Annotated in this window: 27 protein-coding genes; 11 read left to right on the top strand and 16 right to left on the bottom strand. The window is 39.0% G+C overall.

From position 1 onward, the window contains the following. Positions 1-4: 4 nt before the first annotated feature. Complete coding sequence (greB, locus tag J9318_RS13870) at positions 5-487, bottom strand: transcription elongation factor GreB (protein ID WP_210560469.1); 483 nt, start codon at positions 485-487, stop codon at positions 5-7. Positions 488-677: 190 nt separating this feature from the next. On the opposite strand from greB, the gene ompR reads away from it, so the two are divergent. The 3 genes from ompR to J9318_RS13855 are packed head-to-tail and all read left to right on the top strand — an operon-like array spanning position 678 to position 3,000. After that, a complete protein-coding gene (gene ompR / locus J9318_RS13865) occupies positions 678-1,397 on the top strand; it encodes an osmolarity response regulator transcription factor OmpR (protein WP_210560468.1) in 720 nt (239 codons plus the stop codon). Between the two features lie 31 nt (positions 1,398-1,428). Next, a complete protein-coding gene (gene envZ / locus J9318_RS13860; protein ID WP_210560467.1) occupies positions 1,429-2,736 on the top strand; it encodes a two-component system sensor histidine kinase EnvZ in 1,308 nt (435 codons plus the stop codon). An 18-nt stretch (positions 2,737-2,754) separates the two neighbouring features. Then, positions 2,755-3,000 carry a hypothetical protein gene (locus J9318_RS13855; protein WP_210560466.1) on the top strand — a complete coding sequence of 82 codons (246 nt, stop codon included), beginning with the start codon at positions 2,755-2,757 and terminating at the stop codon, positions 2,998-3,000. Positions 3,001-3,103: 103 nt separating this feature from the next. Here J9318_RS13855 and J9318_RS13850 read toward each other — a convergent pair whose 3' ends face one another. From J9318_RS13850 to ccmA, 8 genes are all read right to left on the bottom strand, one after another. After that, positions 3,104-3,298 carry a hypothetical protein gene (locus tag J9318_RS13850; protein ID WP_210560465.1) on the bottom strand — a complete coding sequence of 65 codons (195 nt, stop codon included), beginning with the start codon at positions 3,296-3,298 and terminating at the stop codon, positions 3,104-3,106. Positions 3,299-3,311: 13 nt separating this feature from the next. Beyond that, positions 3,312-3,875, bottom strand: coding sequence for a phosphoribosyltransferase (locus J9318_RS13845; protein ID WP_210560464.1), 564 nt, complete (start codon positions 3,873-3,875; stop codon positions 3,312-3,314). Positions 3,876-3,912: 37 nt separating this feature from the next. After that, positions 3,913-4,572 carry a hypothetical protein gene (locus tag J9318_RS13840; RefSeq protein ID WP_210560463.1) on the bottom strand — a complete coding sequence of 220 codons (660 nt, stop codon included), beginning with the start codon at positions 4,570-4,572 and terminating at the stop codon, positions 3,913-3,915. 71 nt (positions 4,573-4,643) lie between these two features. After that, positions 4,644-5,129: a cytochrome c maturation protein CcmE gene (gene ccmE, locus J9318_RS13835; protein WP_210560462.1), complete on the bottom strand. Its 486-nt coding sequence runs from the start codon at positions 5,127-5,129 to the stop codon at positions 4,644-4,646. 25 nt (positions 5,130-5,154) lie between these two features. After that, complete coding sequence (ccmD, locus tag J9318_RS13830) at positions 5,155-5,358, bottom strand: heme exporter protein CcmD (RefSeq protein WP_210560461.1); 204 nt, start codon at positions 5,356-5,358, stop codon at positions 5,155-5,157. A 2-nt stretch (positions 5,359-5,360) separates the two neighbouring features. Beyond that, positions 5,361-6,104 (bottom strand): heme ABC transporter permease, encoded by a 744-nt coding sequence (locus J9318_RS13825; RefSeq protein WP_210560460.1) that lies wholly within the window; start codon positions 6,102-6,104, stop codon positions 5,361-5,363. Continuing rightward, complete coding sequence (gene ccmB / locus J9318_RS13820; RefSeq protein WP_210560459.1) at positions 6,104-6,790, bottom strand: heme exporter protein CcmB; 687 nt, start codon at positions 6,788-6,790, stop codon at positions 6,104-6,106. Before ccmB ends, J9318_RS13825 begins: the two co-directional genes overlap by 1 nt. A gap of 7 nt (positions 6,791-6,797) precedes the next feature. Beyond that, complete coding sequence (ccmA, locus tag J9318_RS13815) at positions 6,798-7,439, bottom strand: cytochrome c biogenesis heme-transporting ATPase CcmA (RefSeq protein ID WP_210562470.1); 642 nt, start codon at positions 7,437-7,439, stop codon at positions 6,798-6,800. A gap of 132 nt (positions 7,440-7,571) precedes the next feature. Between ccmA and J9318_RS13810 the strand changes: the two genes are divergently transcribed. Then, positions 7,572-9,359 (top strand): ABCB family ABC transporter ATP-binding protein/permease, encoded by a 1,788-nt coding sequence (locus J9318_RS13810; protein ID WP_210562469.1) that lies wholly within the window; start codon positions 7,572-7,574, stop codon positions 9,357-9,359. 393 nt (positions 9,360-9,752) lie between these two features. On the opposite strand, the gene J9318_RS13805 is transcribed toward J9318_RS13810, so the two are convergent. From J9318_RS13805 to coaBC, 4 genes are read right to left on the bottom strand one after another with little or no spacing between them, the layout of a single operon-like run. Beyond that, complete coding sequence (locus J9318_RS13805) at positions 9,753-10,685, bottom strand: alpha/beta hydrolase (RefSeq protein WP_210560458.1); 933 nt, start codon at positions 10,683-10,685, stop codon at positions 9,753-9,755. A gap of 21 nt (positions 10,686-10,706) precedes the next feature. Next, positions 10,707-11,447: a hypothetical protein gene (locus J9318_RS13800; protein ID WP_210560457.1), complete on the bottom strand. Its 741-nt coding sequence runs from the start codon at positions 11,445-11,447 to the stop codon at positions 10,707-10,709. A 45-nt stretch (positions 11,448-11,492) separates the two neighbouring features. After that, positions 11,493-12,077, bottom strand: a complete 585-nt coding sequence (slmA, locus tag J9318_RS13795) for a nucleoid occlusion factor SlmA (protein WP_210560456.1) — start codon at positions 12,075-12,077, stop codon at positions 11,493-11,495. Between the two features lie 33 nt (positions 12,078-12,110). Next, complete coding sequence (gene coaBC, locus J9318_RS13790) at positions 12,111-13,319, bottom strand: bifunctional phosphopantothenoylcysteine decarboxylase/phosphopantothenate--cysteine ligase CoaBC (RefSeq protein WP_210560455.1); 1,209 nt, start codon at positions 13,317-13,319, stop codon at positions 12,111-12,113. Positions 13,320-13,446: 127 nt separating this feature from the next. Here coaBC and radC point away from each other — a divergent pair, with 127 nt between their 5' ends. Further along, positions 13,447-14,121, top strand: coding sequence for a RadC family protein (gene radC, locus J9318_RS13785; protein ID WP_210560454.1), 675 nt, complete (start codon positions 13,447-13,449; stop codon positions 14,119-14,121). A gap of 25 nt (positions 14,122-14,146) precedes the next feature. On the opposite strand, the gene J9318_RS13780 is transcribed toward radC, so the two are convergent. Together J9318_RS13780 and J9318_RS13775 are read right to left on the bottom strand one after the other, a co-directional pair. Further along, complete coding sequence (locus tag J9318_RS13780) at positions 14,147-14,911, bottom strand: glycosyltransferase family 25 protein (protein WP_210560453.1); 765 nt, start codon at positions 14,909-14,911, stop codon at positions 14,147-14,149. Between the two features lie 74 nt (positions 14,912-14,985). Next, positions 14,986-16,080 (bottom strand): glycosyltransferase, encoded by a 1,095-nt coding sequence (locus tag J9318_RS13775; RefSeq protein WP_210560452.1) that lies wholly within the window; start codon positions 16,078-16,080, stop codon positions 14,986-14,988. Positions 16,081-16,242: 162 nt separating this feature from the next. Between J9318_RS13775 and J9318_RS13770 the strand changes: the two genes are divergently transcribed. From J9318_RS13770 to J9318_RS13745, 6 genes are all read left to right on the top strand, one after another. Beyond that, a complete protein-coding gene (locus J9318_RS13770) occupies positions 16,243-17,004 on the top strand; it encodes a glycosyltransferase family 25 protein (RefSeq protein WP_210560451.1) in 762 nt (253 codons plus the stop codon). A 326-nt stretch (positions 17,005-17,330) separates the two neighbouring features. Beyond that, positions 17,331-17,567 carry a 50S ribosomal protein L28 gene (rpmB, locus tag J9318_RS13765; protein WP_155696463.1) on the top strand — a complete coding sequence of 79 codons (237 nt, stop codon included), beginning with the start codon at positions 17,331-17,333 and terminating at the stop codon, positions 17,565-17,567. Positions 17,568-17,578: 11 nt separating this feature from the next. Next, positions 17,579-17,734 carry a 50S ribosomal protein L33 gene (rpmG, locus tag J9318_RS13760; RefSeq protein WP_105050859.1) on the top strand — a complete coding sequence of 52 codons (156 nt, stop codon included), beginning with the start codon at positions 17,579-17,581 and terminating at the stop codon, positions 17,732-17,734. Positions 17,735-18,152: 418 nt separating this feature from the next. Beyond that, positions 18,153-18,650, top strand: a complete 498-nt coding sequence (locus J9318_RS13755; protein WP_210560450.1) for a hypothetical protein — start codon at positions 18,153-18,155, stop codon at positions 18,648-18,650. After that, a complete protein-coding gene (gene mutM / locus J9318_RS13750; protein WP_210560449.1) occupies positions 18,643-19,452 on the top strand; it encodes a bifunctional DNA-formamidopyrimidine glycosylase/DNA-(apurinic or apyrimidinic site) lyase in 810 nt (269 codons plus the stop codon). The genes J9318_RS13755 and mutM overlap by 8 nt, the downstream gene beginning before the upstream one ends. A 13-nt stretch (positions 19,453-19,465) precedes the next feature. Continuing rightward, positions 19,466-20,836: an aldehyde dehydrogenase family protein gene (locus J9318_RS13745; protein ID WP_210560448.1), complete on the top strand. Its 1,371-nt coding sequence runs from the start codon at positions 19,466-19,468 to the stop codon at positions 20,834-20,836. A 42-nt stretch (positions 20,837-20,878) separates the two neighbouring features. Here J9318_RS13745 and J9318_RS13740 read toward each other — a convergent pair whose 3' ends face one another. After that, the gene (locus J9318_RS13740; RefSeq protein WP_210560447.1) at positions 20,879-21,184 is read right to left on the bottom strand and encodes a hypothetical protein; all 306 of its coding nucleotides are present in this window, start codon (positions 21,182-21,184) and stop codon (positions 20,879-20,881) included. Positions 21,185-21,199 lie beyond the last annotated feature (15 nt).

Raw genomic sequence — 21,199 nt, 5'->3', positions numbered from 1 at the left:
ATAATTAATTGGGTTTGGCAGGATAAGAAATATGGTTAACAAACCACATCTTTTTGCCACTTGGCGTGTCGACTTCAAACTCATCATCTACCGACTTTTTCAAGATGGCACGCGCCATGGGTGAGTCGATTGAAATGTAGTCTCTTCGACCGTATATTTCATCTGGACCTACTATTCTAAAGGTCAGAGTTTCTTGTTGTTCATTTTCAATTTCAACTAACGCACCAAAAAATACTTTACCTTCTTGTTGCGGTGAATAATCAACAATTTGTAAATCTTCTAGGCGTTTTCTTAAAAACCGAACACGGCGATCTATTTGTCGCAATAATCGCTTGTTTTCTTTGTAGTCCGCGTTTTCAGAGCGATCGCCTAAACTCGCCGCCCAAGTTACTTTTCTAGTAATTTCTGGCCGGGTTACCCGCCACAACTCGTCGAGCTCCGCTTGCAACGCTAAATATCCTTCGCGAGTAACTAAGTTTGTATTCATAGGTTTCTAGTTAGTTTTAATATGCTCATCATTGTAGCAATAATAATTAAATCAAGGCTAGCAGAATACTATATCCGCGCACTTTGTAGGCAATTGACAAACTTTGTAACAACCAAGTTTGCATGGTGCTTTGGCAATCGAACCGTTTTACTTTATATTCGAAACAGTTAAGGTTTAAACAGGTATTGATATGGAACACGAAACTACCAAAATATTAGTTGTTGATGACGATATGCGATTACGCAGTCTTTTAGAACGCTATTTATTGGAACAAGGATTTATTGTTCGCACTGCAGGAAATAGTGAGCAAATGGATCGTTTGCTTGAACGTGAAAACTTTCATTTGTTAGTTTTAGATTTAATGTTGCCAGGAGAAGATGGTTTATCGATTTGTCGACGACTTCGTCAAAATGACAATGAAATTCCTATCGTTATGCTCACGGCGAAAGGCGATGAAGTTGACAGAATTATTGGTTTGGAATTAGGCGCAGACGACTACTTGCCAAAACCATTTAATCCAAGAGAATTGTTAGCTCGAATAAAAGCGATTTTACGCCGTAAATCAAAAGACGTACCGGGTGCGCCTTCCACTGAGGAAGAAGAGGTAACGTTTGGTGAATTCACTTTAAACTTGGCGACAAGAGAGATGCGAAATGGCGACAAAATAATGCCATTGACCAGCGGTGAATTTGCGGTTTTAAAAGCGTTAATTAACCACTCACGAGAGCCGCTATCCCGCGATAAATTGATGAACATGGCGCGAGGCCGTGATTATTCAGCATTAGAGCGAAGTATCGATGTGCAAGTTAGTCGCTTGCGGAAAATGATTGAAGATGATCATACAAAACCTCGTTACATTCAAACGGTTTGGGGCGTTGGTTATGTGTTTATTCCTGATGGGAAAGGCTAGTGTTTCACCAAGGTGTGAATAAGGTTGGCGTATGAAGTTATTGCCACGTAGTGCATTTGGGCAAACGGTATTTTTGATCGGCTTTGTTTTGCTCGTCAATCAAATCGTGTCTTACTACAGTGTTGCTTCATACGTTATTGAACCAAGCTATCAGCAAATTAATAATTTGTTAGCAAAACAAATTAAAGTGCTTTTTATTGCCGATGAACGCCAGTTTAATATTAGTGCAGAGTTATCAAAAAAATACCTAGAAGCCACCGACATTAATATTTTAAATGAGCAGCAAGCGGTGGAGAAAGGATTAAACCAAGCTGAGCACTATCCTTATTTTTCATCTCAAATGTCGGCTCAGTTAGGTGGGCCGGCAGAAGTGCGTATTTCTCAGGGGGACGTATTTTATATTTGGATACGACCACCGCAAGCTCCTCATGTTTGGGTGAAAGTCCCGCTTGATGGATTTAAGAAAAAAGATTTATCGCCGTTATTAATTTATCTTTTAGCAATTGGTATTTTGAGTGTTGCTGGTGGCTGGACCTTTGCGAGACATCTCAATAGACCATTACAATCACTAAAACATGCAGCGGAACAAGTAGGTAAAGGCGAGTTTCCACCAGAGCTTAAAGAAAGTGGATCGGAAGAAGTTGTCGCGGTAACTCGAGCGTTTAACCATATGTCGTCGGGTATTCAGCAGTTAGAAAAAGATAGAAGCTTTTTAATGGCGGGCGTATCTCACGACTTAAGAACGCCACTTACTCGCATTCGTTTAGCAACAGAAATGATGTCAGAGACTGAGCAGTTTTTGCGAGACGGTATCATTAATGATATTGAAGACATGAATGCCATTATTGACCAATTTATGGAATATATTCGCCATCATAAGTTGGAAGAGATGGAACATTATGATGTCAACGGTCTAATTGCTGATGTGGTAGAGTCTGAAGGTGTCAACAGGCCTAGAAACTTTGAGTTAAAGCTTGATGAACAGGTTCCTCGGGTAATGATAAGGCCTGTTGCAATTAAACGTGCAATTTCTAATTTAGTCGAAAATGCGTTACGGTATTCAAAAGATGAAATTGTAGTCAGCTCATATTTAGAGCAAGACAAACAAAATGTCAGCTTTGAAGTGTCCGATCGCGGTCCTGGCATTCCAGAACAAGATATGAAACGTCTGTTTGAACCTTTCACTCAAGGCGACTCAGCTCGCGGTGTGGAAGGGAGTGGTTTAGGTTTAGCAATCATTAAAAAAATTATTGATATGCACAATGGTCAAATAGTATTGATTAATAGAGAAGAAGGCGGTTTGACTGCAAAAGTTACATTGCCAATAAAAGCAAAATAGTAGATAGGAGAGTCGGTTATGTCACAACAAGGTTCAGCAGGAAATGTCATAGCAGCATTATGTAATGTGTTTTTTCCTGGCTTAGGCTTTTTAATACAAGGCAGAATATTGCCAGCAATATTAACCGCAATGTTAGTGTTTGGCGGTTATGCATTGTGGTTTCTTGTAGTACCAGCAATTTTGGCTGGAATCATTCATCTATGGGCAATATATAGTGCCGCGACCTATAATGGTGAGCGAGTGATTGTTGTTAGAGACGAATAACTGTTGCGCAGTAACACTCGTTAAGGTGTACGCTACGTTTTAAAAGTGCGCCTTAATGAGTAAATTTACATTTCTTTCATCGGTTCTAAACTGATCTGAACTATCAATACGTATCACCCCATGTAGACTTTGAGGCGTGCTCAAAAGTCCAAATTTCTCTTTTGTTATCGCCTACTAGGTAGTTATTGCCTTGCAGATAAGTGATACGAAAGTCTTTCCATATTGTTTCGCCTAGCGCTTTGACACTGGTAAAAGTACCAATCAAAAAAGTAAAAACAAATATGGAAAGTATCTTCATTTATATCCAAATATTATTTTGTGAATAAGTGGGCAATCTCGGCTAAATCTGTTTTACCCGACTGCAGCTCTTCTGGCGTTAATCCTGATAGCTCATGTGGGAATACTAACCATTCATCGCTTTCTTGTACAAAGTAGTCAGGCACAATATCTACTTTTGAGTTAGTCGGTTTATACCATGGACACGCGATTCTTATGTCGGCAGGCGTATTTAACCTAGATAAACTCTTTATCTGTTTAATAAGTGCTTCTATGCTTCGCCCTGTATCAAAAACGTCATCAACGATTAATAAACTGTCACCGGCGTTGGCATTTTCAATTAAGTAATGTAGGCCGTGGACTTTGATTTCTTTTGACTGCTTACCAATACCGTAATAAGAAGATGTTCGCACCGCAATATGGTCTGTTTCAACTTCTTTAAAATCAAAGAATTCTTGAACCGCAATACCAATAGGTGCACCGCCTCGCCATATCCCAATAATAAAATCTGGACGAAAGCCGTCTTCATAGACTTTATGAGCTAGCTTAAAAGAATCAACCAGCAATTCTTGAGAGGTGATGTATTTTTTGTCTGTCATAGAGTGGACCTAGCGTAAAAGTTAAAAAGAGTATAGGTTAATTTTCGTTAGAAAGAGATCTTTGAGTGTGTAATTCAAGTGCTCGTTTGGTGTAATCATCAAAGGCATCTTTATCTAGTTCTTCAAGGTTTGGAAGCGACTCATCTTCGTCATTGCCGTCCTTCTCAATATCACCTGAATTTAGCTCTGCAGAAGATTGCGCCCAGCGTTCGTTTAAAATATGGTCAATTTTTTCATTTAGTAACTCACCTGCTTTAGGCGCTGTCTCTAAGTAAAAGTTTGCCGTATATTGAGTCGCTTGTGTTGGAAGCCTATCAGCTAGTTGCTGAAAAGCTTCAGATAAAAGCGGCTTTGTATCAAAAGGCGCAGAATTTAATTTGTTAATGGCAGTGGTTAGCTTACCTAAAAGCGCATAAAAATGGCGACAATTGACTTCGTTTATTGACTGAAAAACAAAATAATTGCTTATTAACATCACCATCGTCTGCTTATGCTGTGGAGTTAACCAACCTTGTTTTTGCAACTCTTGAACCGTGTCACGATATTCTTTTTGCTTTAACCGACAGTTATAAGCGATTTGATTTCGTTTCTTTTCTTGGCGCTTTAAATCTTGATAATGTGAATATACAACTATTGAGACAAACGCTAAGGCAACCACCACTAGGGTGGTTAAAAACCATAATGCTACGGTAATCATCCCATACCTCCACAATCCATTTATTATTATTCTTTATTGTTATTATTTTATTCTGTGTAGAAGCTTATCAATTAATACTGATAGTTAGCCTTTTTCTCTTTGGCCTGATCTGCGATTTCTTTTGGCATATAATTTTCGTCATGCTTGGCAAGTACTTCACTCGCTAAAATAGAGCCATCTTGTTGTAATGTGCCATTAGCAACGATGCCTTGCTCTTCTCTAAATAAGTCAGGCAAAATGCCGCTATAGCTCACCGTTACAGTGGCGTCTGATTCACTAAATACTAACGGTGTTCGCATATCGACTAAATCAAAGCTAACTTTTAAACTTGTAGGGTCTCGCTTAACCGAACCTGGCACTACAATACCACCGATACGTAGGCGTTGTCCTGCGTCAGGCTTTATTCCGGTCTCAACTTTTCCAAAATGAATTTCAGAAGGTTTATAAAATAAATCAATGTTTTGACTTAACGCGTATAAAATTAAACCAGCTATAGCACCAAAACCACAAAGCAATGTAATGATAATGGTTAGTCTTTTTTTACGACGAGGGTTCATTTTTATTATTACCTTAAAATAAAATTTACAAACTATTATTTTTTACCGCGCGCTTTAATTTTTCATCGCGCTCTATACGAGTCAAAATGTCTTTTTTTGCCGAATTGAGCGACATACGACTCAATACGATAAGGCCGGTAAGGCTGATTAAACTGAAGCCATACGACAACCAAACAAAAAATCCATAACCGCCCATGTCTAAAAATGCTACAAAAGAATCAAATTGCATGTCTACACCTCACTTTTACTAACTAAGGTTCTAACCCAAGGGCGACTGGAGTTACGTAATAAAATCTCTGTTTTAAATCGAATACAGGTCACCGTTGCAACTAAAAAGGCAAAACCAAGAAAACACACAACAAAAGGCCAGAACATTTCTAAACTCATCGCTGGTTTACCCAGTTTACTGACGGTTGCGCCTTGGTGCAGAGTATTCCACCATTCCACAGAGTATTTAATAATAGGTAAGTTTATCACCCCAACTATGGCGATAATCGACGCCGCTTTACCGGCCATTTGTTTGTCATCGAAGGCATTGTTTATTGCAATAACGCCTAAGTATAAGAACAGTAATACGAGTTCCGATGTGAGACGCGCATCCCACACCCACCAAGTGCCCCACATTGGTTTTCCCCATGCAGCACCAGTAAACAATGCAATTGCCGTAAAGACCGCACCCACTGGCGCGAGTGCAGCAACAGCAGCATCAGATAGCTTTAGTTGCCAAACCATACCGCATAGCGCCGCAATAGCCATTCCCAAATATATCCCCATGGATAAACTTGCTGCGGGCACGTGAACATAGAAAATTCTAAAGCTATCACCTTGTTGATAATCTGCAGGCGCAAACAATAATGCCCATGTTAAACCTACTGTTAACAAAAACCCACTGATCCAAGCAAACCAAGGGATTAAACGATCGCTTAGATGATAAGTCGTTTCAGGGTTTGCGTAAGGGTGTAACCATTTCCACATTAATTGGTACTCACTTTTAAAGCTGAATTTATTGCAAAAGGCGTTAGCGTTATAGACGCAACAAGCAATGCGCCAATAATAGCAAGTTGCCCATTAAAGGGTAAACCCATTGACGCTGCGTCAATGGCGCTGGTCGCAAAAATTAGCACAGGAATATAAAGAGGCAAAATAATTAAGCTCAGCAGAACGCCACCTTTTTTTAAGCCCACGGTTAACGCAGCACCAATTGCTCCAATAAAACTTAATACGGGGGTACCGAGCAATAAGGTCCAAAAAGTTGCCATAAAACTTTCACTAGGAAGTTGAAGCATAGTTGCCAACACAGGTGCAATTATTATTAGTGGCAAACCTGTCAGTAGCCAATGCGCTACTACCTTAGCCAAAACCCATATGAAGCCGGGGTAAGGACTCAAAAGTAACTGCTCTAAAGCACCATCTTGATAGTCTGCTTTAAATAATCGATCGAGCGATAATAAAGTAGCAAGTAGAGCTGACACCCAAATGATCCCAGGCGCAATTTTACTGAGCGTTTGTGGCTCTGGACCGATGCCAAGTGGAAAAAGCGTAATAATAATAATAAAAAACAATAATGGGTTAAGTACATCATCACGATGGCGTAGCGCAATTTTTATGTCTCTAGCGAGAACAAGCTTGAACAAGGCGAGATAGGAAAGTGATTGATTCATATTAACCTTAAAACCGGTAACTTAATTCAAGGCGAGTGATACGTTCTGGCGCAATGTTTAAGTCTTGGTGGGTGGTAATAATTACACAACCGCCTTGGTCTGCGTGCGCCATAATTCTATTTTCTAATGCTGCAACGCCTTTGGTGTCGATGGCGGTAAAAGGCTCATCCAAAATCCAAATTGGCGCTTTGCTTTGCCACAATTGTGCTAACGCAATACGGCGGTTTTGTCCGGCACTTAACTGACTAGCAGGAGAGTTCTCAAAGGCTAACAGGCCAACATCGGATAATAGTGGCTCAGCTAATTTAGGGTTATGGCCATGCAATGAAAGTTGAAACTCTAAATTTTCTTGAGCAGTAAGTTCACTTTTAACACCGGCTAAATGGCCAAGGTAAAGTAGGTTTTGTCTAAATTTTTCTGGTTGCTGCTCAATAGGCTGATGATCAAAGTATACAAACCCATCGTATGGTTGTGCCAAACCCGCTAAAATTCGTAATAAGCTTGTTTTTCCTGCACCATTAGGACCTACCACTTGGACAATGTCTCCGCGGCGGAATTGGGTGTTTAGATTTTCAAACAAAACTCTATCTTGTTTGATACAAGTTAATTGTTTGGTTTCTAATATTATTTGTTCAGTTAGACTTTGCAAACCAGTAAATAAACTAAAGAATTCAATTGTGTGGTTATTCTCCCACGGCAAATATAAATTGCCAATATATACTTACCGATAAAGCGATAACTGGCTTTAAATTTTAAAAAAATAGGGTTCATTGTGAGAAAAATGCGAAATATGACAGAGCAACCAGTCACTGAGTTTAACTGGAGGAGCCTACGTACACTGATACCTTATTTGTTAGAGCACAAAATTCGCGTTTTTCTTGCCTTGAGCTGTTTAGTATTGGCTAAAGTAGCAAGTGTTGGCTTGCCTTTTGTACTAAAAAATCTGGTTGATACCTTAAATGACAGTAGCAGAAGCGAAACTGTCATAATGATTATATCTGTGCCCGTTGCCTTAGTTATTGCCTACGGCGCTATTCGTTTTTTAAATGTTTTATTAGGCGAGATCAGAGACACCCTTTTCGGCCGGGTTACCGAACGGGCAATGCGAAAAGTCGGTTTAAAGGTCTTTAATCATCTACACAAATTAGAGTTAGATTTTCATTTAAATCGTCAAACAGGTGGCTTGTCTAGAGATATGGAACGCGGCATCTCTGGTATAAGTTTCTTAATGCGATTTATGGTATTTAACATCGTCCCTATTTTGATAGAGATTGTGTTTGTGGTTGCTATTTTCTTTACCAAGTATGGCTGGGACTTTGCAGCGATTACCTTAGGGGCAATTGTGCTTTACATAGGTTTTACAGCTTATGCCACCGAATGGCGAACCAAATTTATTCGAGCAGCCAACGAAGCTGATTCACAAAGTAATACTCGTGCTATTGATAGCTTACTTAATTACGAAACGGTTAAATATTTTAATAACGAAGCATATGAGGCTAACCGTTACGATAAAGATCTAGCCAAGTGGGAATCAGCAAGGCGCAGTAACAGGCTAACGCTTTTTGGCCTCAATAGCGGTCAAGCGCTCATAGTGGCAACGGCGATGACAGCAATGTTAATGCTGGCAGCCAAAGGAGTAATGAATCAAGAGATGACCATTGGTGATTTTGTATTGATAAATGCCTTTATGATGCAATTATTTATGCCATTAAACTTTTTAGGTTTTGTTTATCGAGAAATTAAAGGTTCGTTGGCAAATATAGAAAAAATGTTCATGTTGCTAGAGCGAAAAGAGGCCATTATTGATAAAAGAGGCGCATCCGAGCTTAAAATAAATAACGCCTTAATAGAGTTTAATAAGGTTAATTTTTCTTATAACGAAGACCGTCAAATACTTAAAGATGTAAGCTTTACGATAAAGCCGAATCAAAAGGTAGCCGTGGTGGGTTCAAGTGGCGCAGGTAAATCAACCTTAGTTAAAGTGTTGTTTCGTTTTTATGATGCTACAAGTGGTCAAATTTTAATTGATGGTCAAGACATTACCAGCGTAACTCAAGCATCTTTGCGTGAAAATATAGGGATAGTTCCTCAAGATACAGTACTGTTTAATGACACTATTTTTGAAAATATTAAGTACGGTAAACCAAGTGCAAGTGATGAAGAGGTATGGCAGGCTATAAAAATGGCCTATTTGGCTGACTTTATACACGCCTTACCAGACGGAGCGAAAACGCAAGTCGGTGAGCGAGGTTTGAAACTATCGGGCGGCGAAAAACAACGTGTTGCGATAGCTCGAGTACTATTAAAATCGCCAAAAATTTTAGTGTTTGATGAAGCGACATCCTCACTCGACTCTGGATCTGAGCAAGCAATACTAGGTGCGTTACGTGAAATTGCTCAAGGCCATACTTCACTAGTTATTGCCCATCGTTTGTCTACCATCATTGATGCTGACCAGATTGCCGTTATGGAACAAGGCCAAATTGTAGAGATGGGCGATCATAAATCATTGTTAGAAACAAAAGGCCGCTATTATCACTTATGGCAAATGCAAAATGACAAAGGCTAAGCTTAGCGATTAGCCTCAATATGGTGTCAATACTGGTCAGTTAGGCAACTTGCGTCGCAGACTCTTTGCTCTTGCGGCGTTTTTTAAAAAATTGAATCATAAAGTTCGGATAAAGAAAGTAACCTTTATTTCTACAAATCTTTTTGAGCAACAAATAAAGAGTCATGCAAGTTAAGTAAAAAACATATAGGCCACCAATACCTGAAAAAGCACTTAGTTCAAATAAATTATCCAGCTTAAACAAGAGCATTAGCAGAATACCAACGCACCATAATTTGTGAAACTCAATACCTGGATAGGAATGGAATTCAAAATATTTGAGCTGGTTAAAATACAGGTTTCCGTATTTATCACCGACGTATTCCTTGTGTCGAGATTGTCTATATTCAGCCTTCACTTTTCACTCTCGTTACTAAACATAAAAGTTAAAGGAATGTGTATGCGGCTCGACCAAGATGCTTCGTCGTGCTTATGACCAGGAAAAAAATCGCTTCGCCAAAATTGCTTTGAATAAGCAGCGTCAAATATGGCATCTATACGCTTTTGTAATGCTGGATAGTTAGCATCAAGAGTCTGGTCACCTAAATCAAAATAAACTTTGTGGCCATTTAGTCGTTGGATATTATTACGGATATAATCTTCAAAGCCTTGTGGAAAAGGATTATCGACGTCGAACATGCCAGGCCAATGCGTAGACATAGCTATAGCGCCGCCAAAAACATCTGGACGTTCAAACAGGGTATACCAAGATATTAACGCACCCATACTTGAGCCAGCTAACACTCGATGTTGAGGCCCTTTATTGACGCTAAAATTATTATCGATAAATGGAACAAGCTCATTGCTTAAAAATTTTACGTAGTTATCACCAGTGAAAAAGTCGCCAACAGGCGCTAACGACCGAGATTGCACCATAAGCCTTATTTTTATCAAAGTGCGTTCTAATAACGGCAGAGAACGATAAACCTTTTCTGGAAAATATTCTGGATAACGATTTTTTTCACCGTTCCAAATACCAACCACAATAAAAGGCCGGACCTTTCCATCAGCCATAAGCTTGGCGGCCGCCTCGTCTACTTGCCACTCTTGGTTGTTCCATGTGTTCGTGCTATCAAAAAGCATTTGACCATCATGCATGTAAAGCACATCGTACTTTTTGTCGTATGAGTAGTCTTCGGGTAGCCAAACATCTATCGTTCTGCTGGGAACAAAGTTAGACTGGAAATCTTCATAGCGTTTTATAACACCGGAAGATGGAATTGCCATTGGATCTGCATAGAGTACAAAGCTACAAAGAATTAAGGTAGCCAACATTATCGATTTCATTAAAACTCCGTTTTTAATAAATTATGTTTTGATTAAATAAGACGATTTATGACGCTGGTCATACAGGGCTGGTATCAATAGTTCCATATGTTTATACGAAGATACGATATTACTTATCCAATCGTCTAAAAGGTCTGATGGATATACCTTCTTAAACAGATAAAAATTACTTATCTGTCCAACAATAGGCATATTTAATCCTATAGTACCGCTAATATTGACTTCGGTACCAAGTTTATTTTTACGATACTTATACTCAATAGAACCGACGGTGTAGCCCGCGTGCAAAATATCAAGCGTCATGCCTTCATCGCCAAATGATCGAACCTTGTATCTTGTTTGCCATTGAGTGTCTTTTAATAGTGTTTGTTCGTCAAAAACAGTGCCGTATCCAATTTCATTAGACAATTTGTCTGCCGAGGAAACAATCGCTAGGTTTACCATAGTGTTTGGGTTGGTTAGCCTAAACCAAGGCATAGTTTGACTATTAAACAGTAACGTCTGATGTATTTGATTTTTGTAAAACCAATGAAGCATTTTTGGTGAGATATTGCTCAAAAGGAGATTGCCAGTAAAGTTATACTGACCATTCTCATGCTGACGTAAATTAACATTATGGGTTACTACATCAGTTTCGCCTTGCTCTAGATTCCAAGGCGATTTTTGTAATGGCGCTTGCTGGAAATAAGCTGGTGGCTTAAGCCAAAGGCCTGCTAGTAATAACACCAGCAGGTAGGCACTTGCTTTAAATATGTACTGCATAATAAGCGTATTTTTATTTTTATTGTGTGCTTATGAGATGGGATCCTACCAGAACATCTTAAAGCCTTGCCATTGAGTATCGAATCCTTCCATTGGGCTTCGAGTAAAACCTGAACGTACAAATTGATTCATTTTGCCTTCTGTATAAGCAAGCAATAAATTTGCCAATGCAGCTTCTTCAATAGGAAAGTTTTTACCTTCGCGTAACTTTCGTTCTCTTAGAACTTGTTTAAATTGGGTTTCTAATTTTTCGAATAGAGATACAACACGCTCTCTTAGTCGGTCGTGCTCGCCAAGCAATGCATCACCAGTCAAAATAGCAGTAATACCGCGATTCATTTCTGCAAAGCCCAAAATTAGCTTCATGATATTTTGAATACGACCTTCAGTCGTTTTATCTTTTTCTAGGATGACATTAATACGGCTAAGAAGGGTGTTTTCGATAAACTCAATTAACCCTTCATACATACGAGCTTTGCTTGGAAAGTGTCGGTACAAAGCTGCTTCTGACACGCCGACTTTTTCAGCTAACTTTGCTGTTGTAATCCTTTGCCCCGCGTGGCTTTCTAACATTTCTGCAAGACATTGTAGAATTTGCTCTTTACGGTTACCTTTTTTAGCTGCAGGCATACTTCCCCTCGGCGCTCTTTTATAATTGAATAATTAAACTTTATTTAATTGCTGTATAACAACATCTAACAAGTCATAGGATAGCTGTTTTTTAGAATTGAGAGGTAAGTCCTTACTTCCACCATTCCAATATATTTTTAACGCATTATCATCAGAATTGAAACCTTGATTTGATACGGATACATCGTTTGCACAGATCATGTCCAAGTTCTTTTTGGTTAACTTTCCTAATGCGTACTTTTCGACTTCCTGTGTTTCGGCCGCAAAACCAATTACAAAAGGTCTTTTTTTAGTTAATGATGCAACATCTGCGACAATATCTGGATTTTTAACCATAGTGATTGTCATATCATCATCATTTTTTTTGATTTTTTGTTGCGCACAAACCTCGGGGCGATAATCAGCAACCGCGGCACAAGCAATAAAAATATCAGATTGCTGAGCAAGCTCCAGTGCCGCACTGTGCATTTCTTGTGCGCTTTTTACGTCGACTCTGTTCGCGCCCGTTGGGGTACTTAAGGATACGGGTCCTGCGATTAAATTTACTTTCGCACCTAGTTCTGCTGCAGCTTGCGCGATAGCAAAGCCCATTTTGCCACTTGAGTGATTTGAAATGTATCGAACAGGATCAATGGCCTCACGAGTCGGGCCTGCAGTAATCGTTAATGTTTTACCAGCTAACAACTTGTTGTTAGCTTTAAATGCAGAAACCGTTCTTTCGACCATTTCGCTAGGCTCAATCATACGACCAGCCCCAACATCGCCACATGCTTGTTCACCAATAGCCGGCCCCCAAACGTCTACACCACGCGCTTTTAACACGTTAAGGTTTTCTTTAGTTGCAGGGTGGGCGTACATTTGTTGATTCATTGCAGGGCAAACGACAACAGGGGCAGGGGTTGCTAATAGTAGCGTGCTGGCCAAGTTGTGGGCTAAACCAGCTCTCATAGTGGCCAACATATCAGCAGAAGCTGGAGCAACCACTACCAAGTCAGCCCATTTAGCAAATTCAATATGGCCCATGGCCGCTTCAGCATTTGGATCGAGTAAGTCTTCTGCAACAGGCTCACCACTAACGGCTTGCAATGTAAGAGGAGTAATAAAAGCCTTTCCACCAGAGGTTAGAACAACTTTTACTTCTGCTCCACGCTCTTTTATACGGCGAATATATTCCGGCATTTTGTAGGCAGCAATACCGCCACTGATGATCAATAAAATGCGTTTTAGGTTCAGTTCTGACATATATCGGTCGCTTTGAGTGGTTGTTAACCTAAAGCAGGCTATATTTTATATTCAAATTAGGTGCTTACTTTATCGGTTTTAAAACAATTTCACCATAAAAAACTCACTTCAATAGCAAGGAGGCAAAATGTCTATTCAACAGTGGCGACTATCTGACCGTCCGCGAGAAAAATTACTCAAGTCTGGAGCGACTTCATTATCAGACGCTGAGTTATTGGCAATATTTTTTAGAACGGGCATCTCAGGAATGGATGCCGTTAGTTTGGCAAATTATACGCTCAATAAGTTTGGATCGCTCAATGGGTTGTTAAGTGCCAGTGTCGACGAATTTACTGCAATAAAAGGCATGGGGCATGCGAAATATGTGCAACTGCAGGCCGTTTTGGAGTTGTCTAATCGATATTTTAGTGAAGTTATGAAACGCGATACCTTGCTAGACTCACCGCAGGCGGTACGTATTTATTTGCATCGATTATTGCGAGACGAGCCTTATGAGCAATTTGTCATCGTGCATTTAGACAATCAGCATAGGGTTATCAAAAGTGAAGTACTATTTAAGGGAACCATAGACTCAGCGGCCGTTTATCCAAGGGTCGTTGTTGACTCAGTGATCAAACAAAATACCGCCGCTGTTATTTTTGCTCATAATCACCCATCAGGTATTAGTGAGCCGAGCCAGTCTGATATTAGACTGACGGAACGCCTAAAAGACGCACTCTTATTAATAGATGTCAGAACTTTAGACCATTTTGTTATTGGTAATGAAGAGGTCGTGAGCTTTGCGGAGCGAGGCTTAATATAAAGCACTCCCATTACTACTCAAGCGTTCATTTGAAGTTAAAGTCATTTACGTCATAAGAAATATGTTGGCGACGTCGATGCATAGCCCAGCGATACTTTAAGTTTCGCAGAAATGTCGAGCGGCTACTATGACGACCTTTGTTTGTTTGAGCTATGTCACTTTTTTCAGGTAGTCCAAATTCTAGGCTCATTTCGACGGCATTGGGGCGTAGACCACAAACAGTTAAATTAAAATCGTCGTAACACTGTACGTCAACATCAACTGGACGGTAAAAACGCTTTAAAGATAATAACTTTGATGCGGCCTCGGCTGTTAATAAATAGGCCATGGTGCGGTTAGGAACTTTTTTATAACTGACAACATTAAATTCATCATTTACTTTTTTTGTTTGAGCTGGCGTTACATTTTCAGTGTCTGATATTTTCAAAATGTCCCATCCAGATGACCGACTTATTAATTGTAAACAGTTAGGTAGATTATTATTTATGGATATATCGTCTTCTAAAATTAAGCCAAACTTAGCATTACTGTCTATTAATGCTTGCCAGGCTTTTCTATGGCTAACATAACAACCGATTTCACCCACAGTAAGGTTTCTGTGATGTAATTTCTTATTCGTTTGGGCATCGTAAACCGAGGCTATTTCTGTTGTCGATAATTGAGAGCCAACGGTGGCATCAATGCGTTGAAAAGAAAGATCAAGGGCATCGAGTTGTTCTTTAACGTCTTTCAAACGTTCACTACTCTGTTCCATGTTGATTAAAAAAATTGGAATACCACGATTATTCATTTTAACTCCGGCTTAAACGACTCAAACTGATCTTATCCAAAGGTATATTAGCACTAAGAATACAAGCAAAAAAATTATTCTATTAATTTTAAGTATTGTTGCGTAATTTTGTTTATCCCAACTTTATTAATTATTTCTAAATTATTTAATTCATAGTCTTGCGACAGCGCTTGACGAGCTTTTGTCGCTAAATCACTTGGATTGTTAACTTCGGCTAAATTATTATCTAAAGGGCCCGTTAAAATTTCTCGCGGACCAAAGTCACAGTCTGTGCTCACTACCGGAGTGCCACAAATTAGCGATTCAATTAAAACCATGCCTAGCCCTTCAAATTCAGAGCTGAATAACATTAACTTGGCATTTTTCATCCAATTATATGGGTTTTTCTGAAATGATGGCGCAATAACTCTATCGGCAACGCCCATTTTATTAGCAAGTTTCATCACTTTTTTAGTATTTTTACACAGTACAACCAGCTTAATATCAGGTATGTCCTTTAGGGCTTGAAACAAAATGTCATGGCGTTTTTGTTTTACGACTCTGCCAATGTGTAAAAGGTAAGGCTCGTTAGGAATTTCATCATTAGACTCTTGGGATAAGGTTTTAATTTTTTCAATATCGCAGGGGTTGTAGATTGTTTGAATGCTTTTGGGTGATATCCATTTACTGTGACGTATTTCATTGGCGACACCTTCGGAAACACAAATTAAATGCTTATTATCAAGTGCTCTTTTTTCGCGAAGTGTACGCCAATATCTAATTGGGTTAATTCGACCAGCGCGCTGAATTTCTTGATGAAGCGAGTTATGTACTACGTGATACGTGTTTTTAAAGTTACAACGACTTAATAAAAGATTGCTTGAGTCTAAATTAACCAAGTGAAGATCAAACAGTCCTATCTCACTCTCAACCATAGCAACTTGCCGAGCAAGTTGTTTTGCGGATTTACCGATATTAAAAGCATTAGTTAATTTAGCGCGTTTTTGTTTCGTATCAAAATGATGAACGACCACTCCGGCCGGAATAGTATAATCAAGAACCGTCTCAAGAATAAAAAAATGTACATTGTGCGTTAGACCGACCATTTGTTCGGCTAAATCGAGCATTATGCGTTCTGCACCACCGCCACCTAAACTATCAATAAATATCGCTATGTTTTTGGAATCCATGCATCCTTTCTTATAAAAAATTAAAGTGTTATAGGTATGTCGAGTTAGTAGCGGAATAATAGGCTTTTATCCTCACTAAGTCTAACGTAGGCTGTTTTACGTGCTAGAGTTCATTCTGTTTAGTACGTATAATCGCCCTAGAATTTATACAAGGCTCAACTTATGACCACGACTTTTTATTTAATTAATTTAGACGGCAGCGATCTGCGTTTAAAGCAAAGTACAGAACGACTAATGGAGCAAGGAATTACTTTTGAACGTATTCCAGCGGTATTAGGTGTAGCTTTAAGCGAAGAAGAACGTGATAAAAACTACAGTCATAAATTAAATGAAAAACAGTATTATTACCCCTTGTCGCCTGCACAAATTGGCTGTTACATGAGTCATAGAAAAGCCTGGCAAAAAATAGCAGACGGGGATGAAGCATTTGGCGTCGTGCTAGAAGATGACTTTATCTTACCGGGTGACTTAAACAAAGCCGTTGAAACTATAAAAGGCCTAGAATTTGATTGGGATGTTATAAAATTAGCAGCTTATGCAAATAGAGAGCGACCGGTGGAGTTTAAGCATAAGATCAATGATCATTTTGACATTGTGGTGCATAAAAAACCAATGAGTGGCGGCGCAGCTACAGCAATTACAAAAGAGGCCGCAAGACAGTTATTAGCATCGACGACGCCTTTTGGCCGTCCATGCGACACTGACATACAGCACTTTTGGGAACGCGGTGTAGAGGTGTTATCGTTAATGCCATATCCGGTTTCTCAAGATATGAGATATGAAAGTACTATTGAAACAAAGTCGCATAAAAAAGACAAAAAACCAGTAAAACGACTGTTTCAACAAATTAGTCAACATTGGTTGAATAGTAAAGCGGTAAAAGAGCAAGTGAAAAAATTGCAACAGCAATTACGGAGCCACTAGGCAATTATATTTTTTGCCAGTAATGATAATAAATAGTGCGCCCTTGATTTAAAAAGGGAAGTGAATAATTACGATCTTTTCTTTGTACTCGGCCTCAAAAGAACGTAGAATACGCGCCACTAAATTATAGTCATATTGACGTTTAATCTATCAGTATTTGATTGTAAAAAGTTCAACTAAGGGTTTTTCGTGGCATTCACACGAATTATCTTGATCTTTATGCTCAAATTCTGTATAAATTGCGCCCTTTCAAATGCCCGGGCAAATAATTAGCCGTAAGGGTTAATTAGATTGGCGTCAGAATTTAAGTTTTGGAGTAAATTGACATGTCAAAAGTGTGCCAAGTAACTGGCAAGCGTCCAACAGTTGGTAACAACCGTTCACACGCTCGCAATGCTACACGACGTCGTTTCTTGCCTAACCTACAAACTCACCGTTTTTGGGTTGAAAGCGAGAAGCGTTTCGTTAAATTACGTTTATCTACTAAAGGTATGCGTATCATCGATAAAAATGGTATTGATTCAGTGCTTGCAGATATGCGTGCAGCTGGTCAAAAGGTTTAAGGAACTAAATCATGCGTGATAAAATTCGTTTAGTTTCAACGGCTGGAACTGGTTATTTTTATACAACTGATAAAAATAAGAAGTTAATGCCTGAAAAGATGGAAATCAAAAAATTTGATCCAAAGATCCGTAAGCACGTGATCTTCAAAGAAGCTAAAATTAAGTAAGCTTCAAACTGATTCTATTGAAACTTTTGCAAAAGTTATAAAAACCCAGCCAGGCGCTGGGTTTTTTTATGCCATTTACTTTTGGTGCTTACCATTTATCTTTGTTATTTAGCATTTATCACCCGCACTTAGCGTTTGTCAGCCGCACTTAGCGTTCGCCATGTTCAAAGTCATAACTCATTACTTAATATGCACTTTTCCTAACTTTAATGGGAAAAATGAATGGGCGGCACGCTGACTATTTTTATTGAACGCATTATTGAATTAAACGATACTGTAAGTGGATACGTTTTGCGTTATCAATCAATTGAATCGATAGATAGTCCTACATATTTCTATGTAGATCCTACAATCTACTTTTGCCATAGTAGTTGATAGTTATAACGTATAGTGAAAATGGTTGGGAGGCACAAGTTATATGGCTATAAGATTGTCAAAAAAAGGATGGAACAACGTTCTCATATTCTCTTGTATGTTTATGATTTTATTATTTAACTACACAAGTAATATGTTTGCTTCTAATTCTGTAAAGACATCAATTCAGCCTTTAGTGGAGTCAAGCCAGTTAATCCAAGCTATCGACTTTAGCGGAATTGAAATTCAAAGGTTAGGTGCAACGTGGCGCGTGTTGAGTAAAATACCCACTGCGAATATAACGCAACCAAAAGAATTTATTGAAACCTGGTCAAAACAACCGTTAGAGCAAATAGAACGGTCTCCTATGGTTTTAGATAGTGCTATCTCAATTCCTGTCGTGGTATGGTTATCTGGAAAAAGTGAAGGACAAATTTATGAATTTGTCATCGATCATCAAGAACAGTCCGTATACATCCATGATAAAACCAAAGATGTTTGGTTTGCCTTGAAATACTCACAACTTTATCAATTTATACCAAGAGAAATAGTCGATGCCTGAATTACCTGAAGTAGAAGTTAGCCGACTAGGAATTACACCTCATATCGAAGGCAAGCAAGTTACTAAAATTCATGTTCGCAATCCCAATCTACGTTGGCCCGTGCCAAAAGAGGTAATGTTTGCAGAAGGGCAAACAGTAGATTTAATTGAGCGACGCGCTAAATATCTTTTATTACACACCAAAGTGGGCTCGATTATCTTACATCTAGGTATGTCGGGTAATTTACGTGTCGTTGATAAATCGGTTGCTCTGTTAAAACATGATCATATCGATATTGAATTTGAAAATGGTAAAGTATTAAGGTTAAACGATGCTCGTCGTTTTGGTGCTTGTTTATGGCAAGAAGTGAATGAACAACATGAGTTACTATCGAAATTAGGGCCTGAACCACTAACAGATGCGTTTGATGATGAATTACTTTTTAAAAAGTCACGAAATAAACAAGTCGCAGTAAAAAACTTTATTATGGACAATCATGTTGTGGTGGGCGTAGGTAATATTTATGCGAATGAAAGTTTATTTAAAGCCGGTATAAACCCAACCAAAGCCGCAGGAAAAGTATCAAAAAAGAGTTATCAAGTACTAACCGGACATATTAAAGAAACACTAAAAAATGCTATTCAGCAGGGCGGCACAACACTAAAAGACTTTATTCAAACTGACGGCAAACCAGGCTACTTTGCACAAGAGTTGCTGGTTTACGGCCGCGGTGGACAAGATTGTATTAAGTGCGGAAAACAGTTAAATGAAGTAAAAATAGGGCAGCGAAGTACGGTATTTTGCCGCCATTGCCAACGATAAAAAAGTGGAAACCATGGAATTTTTAAAGACGCTAAAAACAAGCTTTAACGAAGGTAAAACAAAACCCTTGTCGTGGCGAAAGTCTCAACTGTTAGCATTAAAGCGCTTGTTACTTGAGAACGAAAATGCGATTTATGATGCGCTTAAAGCGGACTTAAATAAGTGTAAATTTGAGTCTTATGTGTCCGAATACCAATACGTTTTAAAAGACATAAAACAAACTGTTAAACATATTGCCAAATGGAGTAAACCTAGACACGTCGGGACGCCAATACTCGCGCAGCCTGGCCGTAGTTCAATTCGTCCTGAACCATACGGTACTGTACTTATTATGGGCGCATGGAATTACCCATTACAGCTGGTATTAAGTCCTATGGTTGCCGCCATTGCAGCAGGAAATTGTGTGGTATTAAAGCCATCTGAATTAGCAGAATCGGTTTCAGCTTTATTAGCCTCTCTCATACCCAAATATATGGATCAAGATGCCGTGGTCGTTTATGAAGGTGGTGTTGAAGAAACAACTGCGCTATTAAAGCAACGTTTTGACTACATAATGTATACCGGCAGCGAAAATGTTGGAAAGATTGTCATGCGAGCTGCGAGTGAACACTTAACGCCAGTTACATTAGAGCTAGGTGGTAAAAGCCCTTGCATAATAGACAAAAATACCAATCTCAAAGTGACCGCAGATAGACTAGTTTGGGGCAAGTTTTTAAATGCGGGTCAAACCTGTATCGCTCCCGATTATGTGTTGGTTAATCGATCACAAACCGTACCGTTTATTGAAGCCTTAAAAAACGCATTAGAAAAACAATATGGAAAAGATGCACAACAATCGGATGACTACGGCCGAATAATAAACGCTCGTCATTTTGTCCGAATTTCTGATTACATATCGTCACAAAAAGACTCGGTAATAGCAGGTGGAACCGTTAACGAACATGAAAAGTATATAGAGCCGACTTTGTTGCTTAATCCATCTTTATCAAGTGGCGTTATGACAGAAGAAATTTTTGGACCAGTACTGCCAATTATTGAAGTGGACTCTGTTACTGAAGCAATTGATTTTATTAATGAGCGAGAAAAACCTCTCGCACTGTATATGTTTAGTAACGATGATAAAAATATCAAGCTGGTCACCCAACGAACGAGTTCTGGTACTTTGTGTATCAACGATGCCGTAATATTTATGGTTAATCACAATTTACCATTTGGTGGGGTAGGACACTCAGGTATGGGCAGCTACCACGGTCAATGGGGTTTCGACACCTTTAGTCACTTAAAGCCGATTATGCACAGAAGTTTTTGGGCGGATGCACCGATACGTTATGCACCATATACTAAATTAAAACAAAAGTTGTTTAAGTTGATTGCAAAGCTTTAATTTATAACGGTTGAAGTGGCCAGAAAAAGGAGATTACAAAGGTTAATAGTCCAGGGTTGTAATCTCGGCTAAATCCTCTCTGAAGCCATTATATTGGCAATATACGCTATCTTCAAAGCGCGCAATGATATTGTCAGTGCAATATTTATCGGCTACGTCCGCATCAATATAAATAAGATCGCCCGCGTTACAAGGATGCGGGCTTTTTCTTACGTATACGTTTTCACATTGCGTGTATTTAGGTTCGTAGTTTTTAGTCGAAAAGTCGTTAACTTTCACTTCCCAGAGATAAACTACCGCGACTGCAACAGCAAAAGCGATGATCACTCCGACTAACGACTTATTCATTTTTACTCACTTATT

The organism is Psychrosphaera aestuarii, assembly GCF_017948405.1.
Classification (GTDB): Bacteria; Pseudomonadota; Gammaproteobacteria; order Enterobacterales; family Alteromonadaceae; genus Psychrosphaera; species Psychrosphaera aestuarii.
The sequence above is the reverse complement of the archived record's forward strand: the minus strand, read 5'-3'. Positions and strand labels throughout refer to the sequence as shown.

Bases quoted from the DNA above. Each gene is read 5' to 3' on its own strand.
- J9318_RS13780 (WP_210560453.1), bottom strand. From the start codon at position 14,911: ATGAATAATCGTGGTATTCCAATTTTTTTAATCAACATGGAACAGAGT.
- J9318_RS13800 (WP_210560457.1), bottom strand. From the start codon at position 11,447: ATGCAGTACATATTTAAAGCAAGTGCCTACCTGCTGGTGTTATTACTA.
- J9318_RS13810 (WP_210562469.1), top strand. From the start codon at position 7,572: ATGCGAAATATGACAGAGCAACCAGTCACTGAGTTTAACTGGAGGAGC.
- J9318_RS13770 (WP_210560451.1), top strand. From the start codon at position 16,243: ATGACCACGACTTTTTATTTAATTAATTTAGACGGCAGCGATCTGCGT.
- greB (WP_210560469.1), bottom strand. From the start codon at position 487: ATGAATACAAACTTAGTTACTCGCGAAGGATATTTAGCGTTGCAAGCG.
- envZ (WP_210560467.1), top strand. From the start codon at position 1,429: ATGAAGTTATTGCCACGTAGTGCATTTGGGCAAACGGTATTTTTGATC.
- J9318_RS13855 (WP_210560466.1), top strand. From the start codon at position 2,755: ATGTCACAACAAGGTTCAGCAGGAAATGTCATAGCAGCATTATGTAAT.
- radC (WP_210560454.1), top strand. From the start codon at position 13,447: ATGTCTATTCAACAGTGGCGACTATCTGACCGTCCGCGAGAAAAATTA.
- J9318_RS13775 (WP_210560452.1), bottom strand. From the start codon at position 16,080: ATGGATTCCAAAAACATAGCGATATTTATTGATAGTTTAGGTGGCGGT.
- J9318_RS13840 (WP_210560463.1), bottom strand. From the start codon at position 4,572: ATGATTACCGTAGCATTATGGTTTTTAACCACCCTAGTGGTGGTTGCC.
- rpmG (WP_105050859.1), top strand. From the start codon at position 17,579: ATGCGTGATAAAATTCGTTTAGTTTCAACGGCTGGAACTGGTTATTTT.
- rpmB (WP_155696463.1), top strand. From the start codon at position 17,331: ATGTCAAAAGTGTGCCAAGTAACTGGCAAGCGTCCAACAGTTGGTAAC.
- J9318_RS13755 (WP_210560450.1), top strand. From the start codon at position 18,153: ATGGCTATAAGATTGTCAAAAAAAGGATGGAACAACGTTCTCATATTC.
- ompR (WP_210560468.1), top strand. From the start codon at position 678: ATGGAACACGAAACTACCAAAATATTAGTTGTTGATGACGATATGCGA.
- J9318_RS13805 (WP_210560458.1), bottom strand. From the start codon at position 10,685: ATGAAATCGATAATGTTGGCTACCTTAATTCTTTGTAGCTTTGTACTC.
- slmA (WP_210560456.1), bottom strand. From the start codon at position 12,077: ATGCCTGCAGCTAAAAAAGGTAACCGTAAAGAGCAAATTCTACAATGT.
- coaBC (WP_210560455.1), bottom strand. From the start codon at position 13,319: ATGTCAGAACTGAACCTAAAACGCATTTTATTGATCATCAGTGGCGGT.
- J9318_RS13850 (WP_210560465.1), bottom strand. From the start codon at position 3,298: ATGAAGATACTTTCCATATTTGTTTTTACTTTTTTGATTGGTACTTTT.
- J9318_RS13740 (WP_210560447.1), bottom strand. From the start codon at position 21,184: ATGAATAAGTCGTTAGTCGGAGTGATCATCGCTTTTGCTGTTGCAGTC.
- ccmD (WP_210560461.1), bottom strand. From the start codon at position 5,358: ATGCAATTTGATTCTTTTGTAGCATTTTTAGACATGGGCGGTTATGGA.
- ccmE (WP_210560462.1), bottom strand. From the start codon at position 5,129: ATGAACCCTCGTCGTAAAAAAAGACTAACCATTATCATTACATTGCTT.
- J9318_RS13825 (WP_210560460.1), bottom strand. From the start codon at position 6,104: ATGTGGAAATGGTTACACCCTTACGCAAACCCTGAAACGACTTATCAT.
- J9318_RS13845 (WP_210560464.1), bottom strand. From the start codon at position 3,875: ATGACAGACAAAAAATACATCACCTCTCAAGAATTGCTGGTTGATTCT.
- J9318_RS13745 (WP_210560448.1), top strand. From the start codon at position 19,466: ATGGAATTTTTAAAGACGCTAAAAACAAGCTTTAACGAAGGTAAAACA.
- ccmB (WP_210560459.1), bottom strand. From the start codon at position 6,790: ATGAATCAATCACTTTCCTATCTCGCCTTGTTCAAGCTTGTTCTCGCT.
- mutM (WP_210560449.1), top strand. From the start codon at position 18,643: ATGCCTGAATTACCTGAAGTAGAAGTTAGCCGACTAGGAATTACACCT.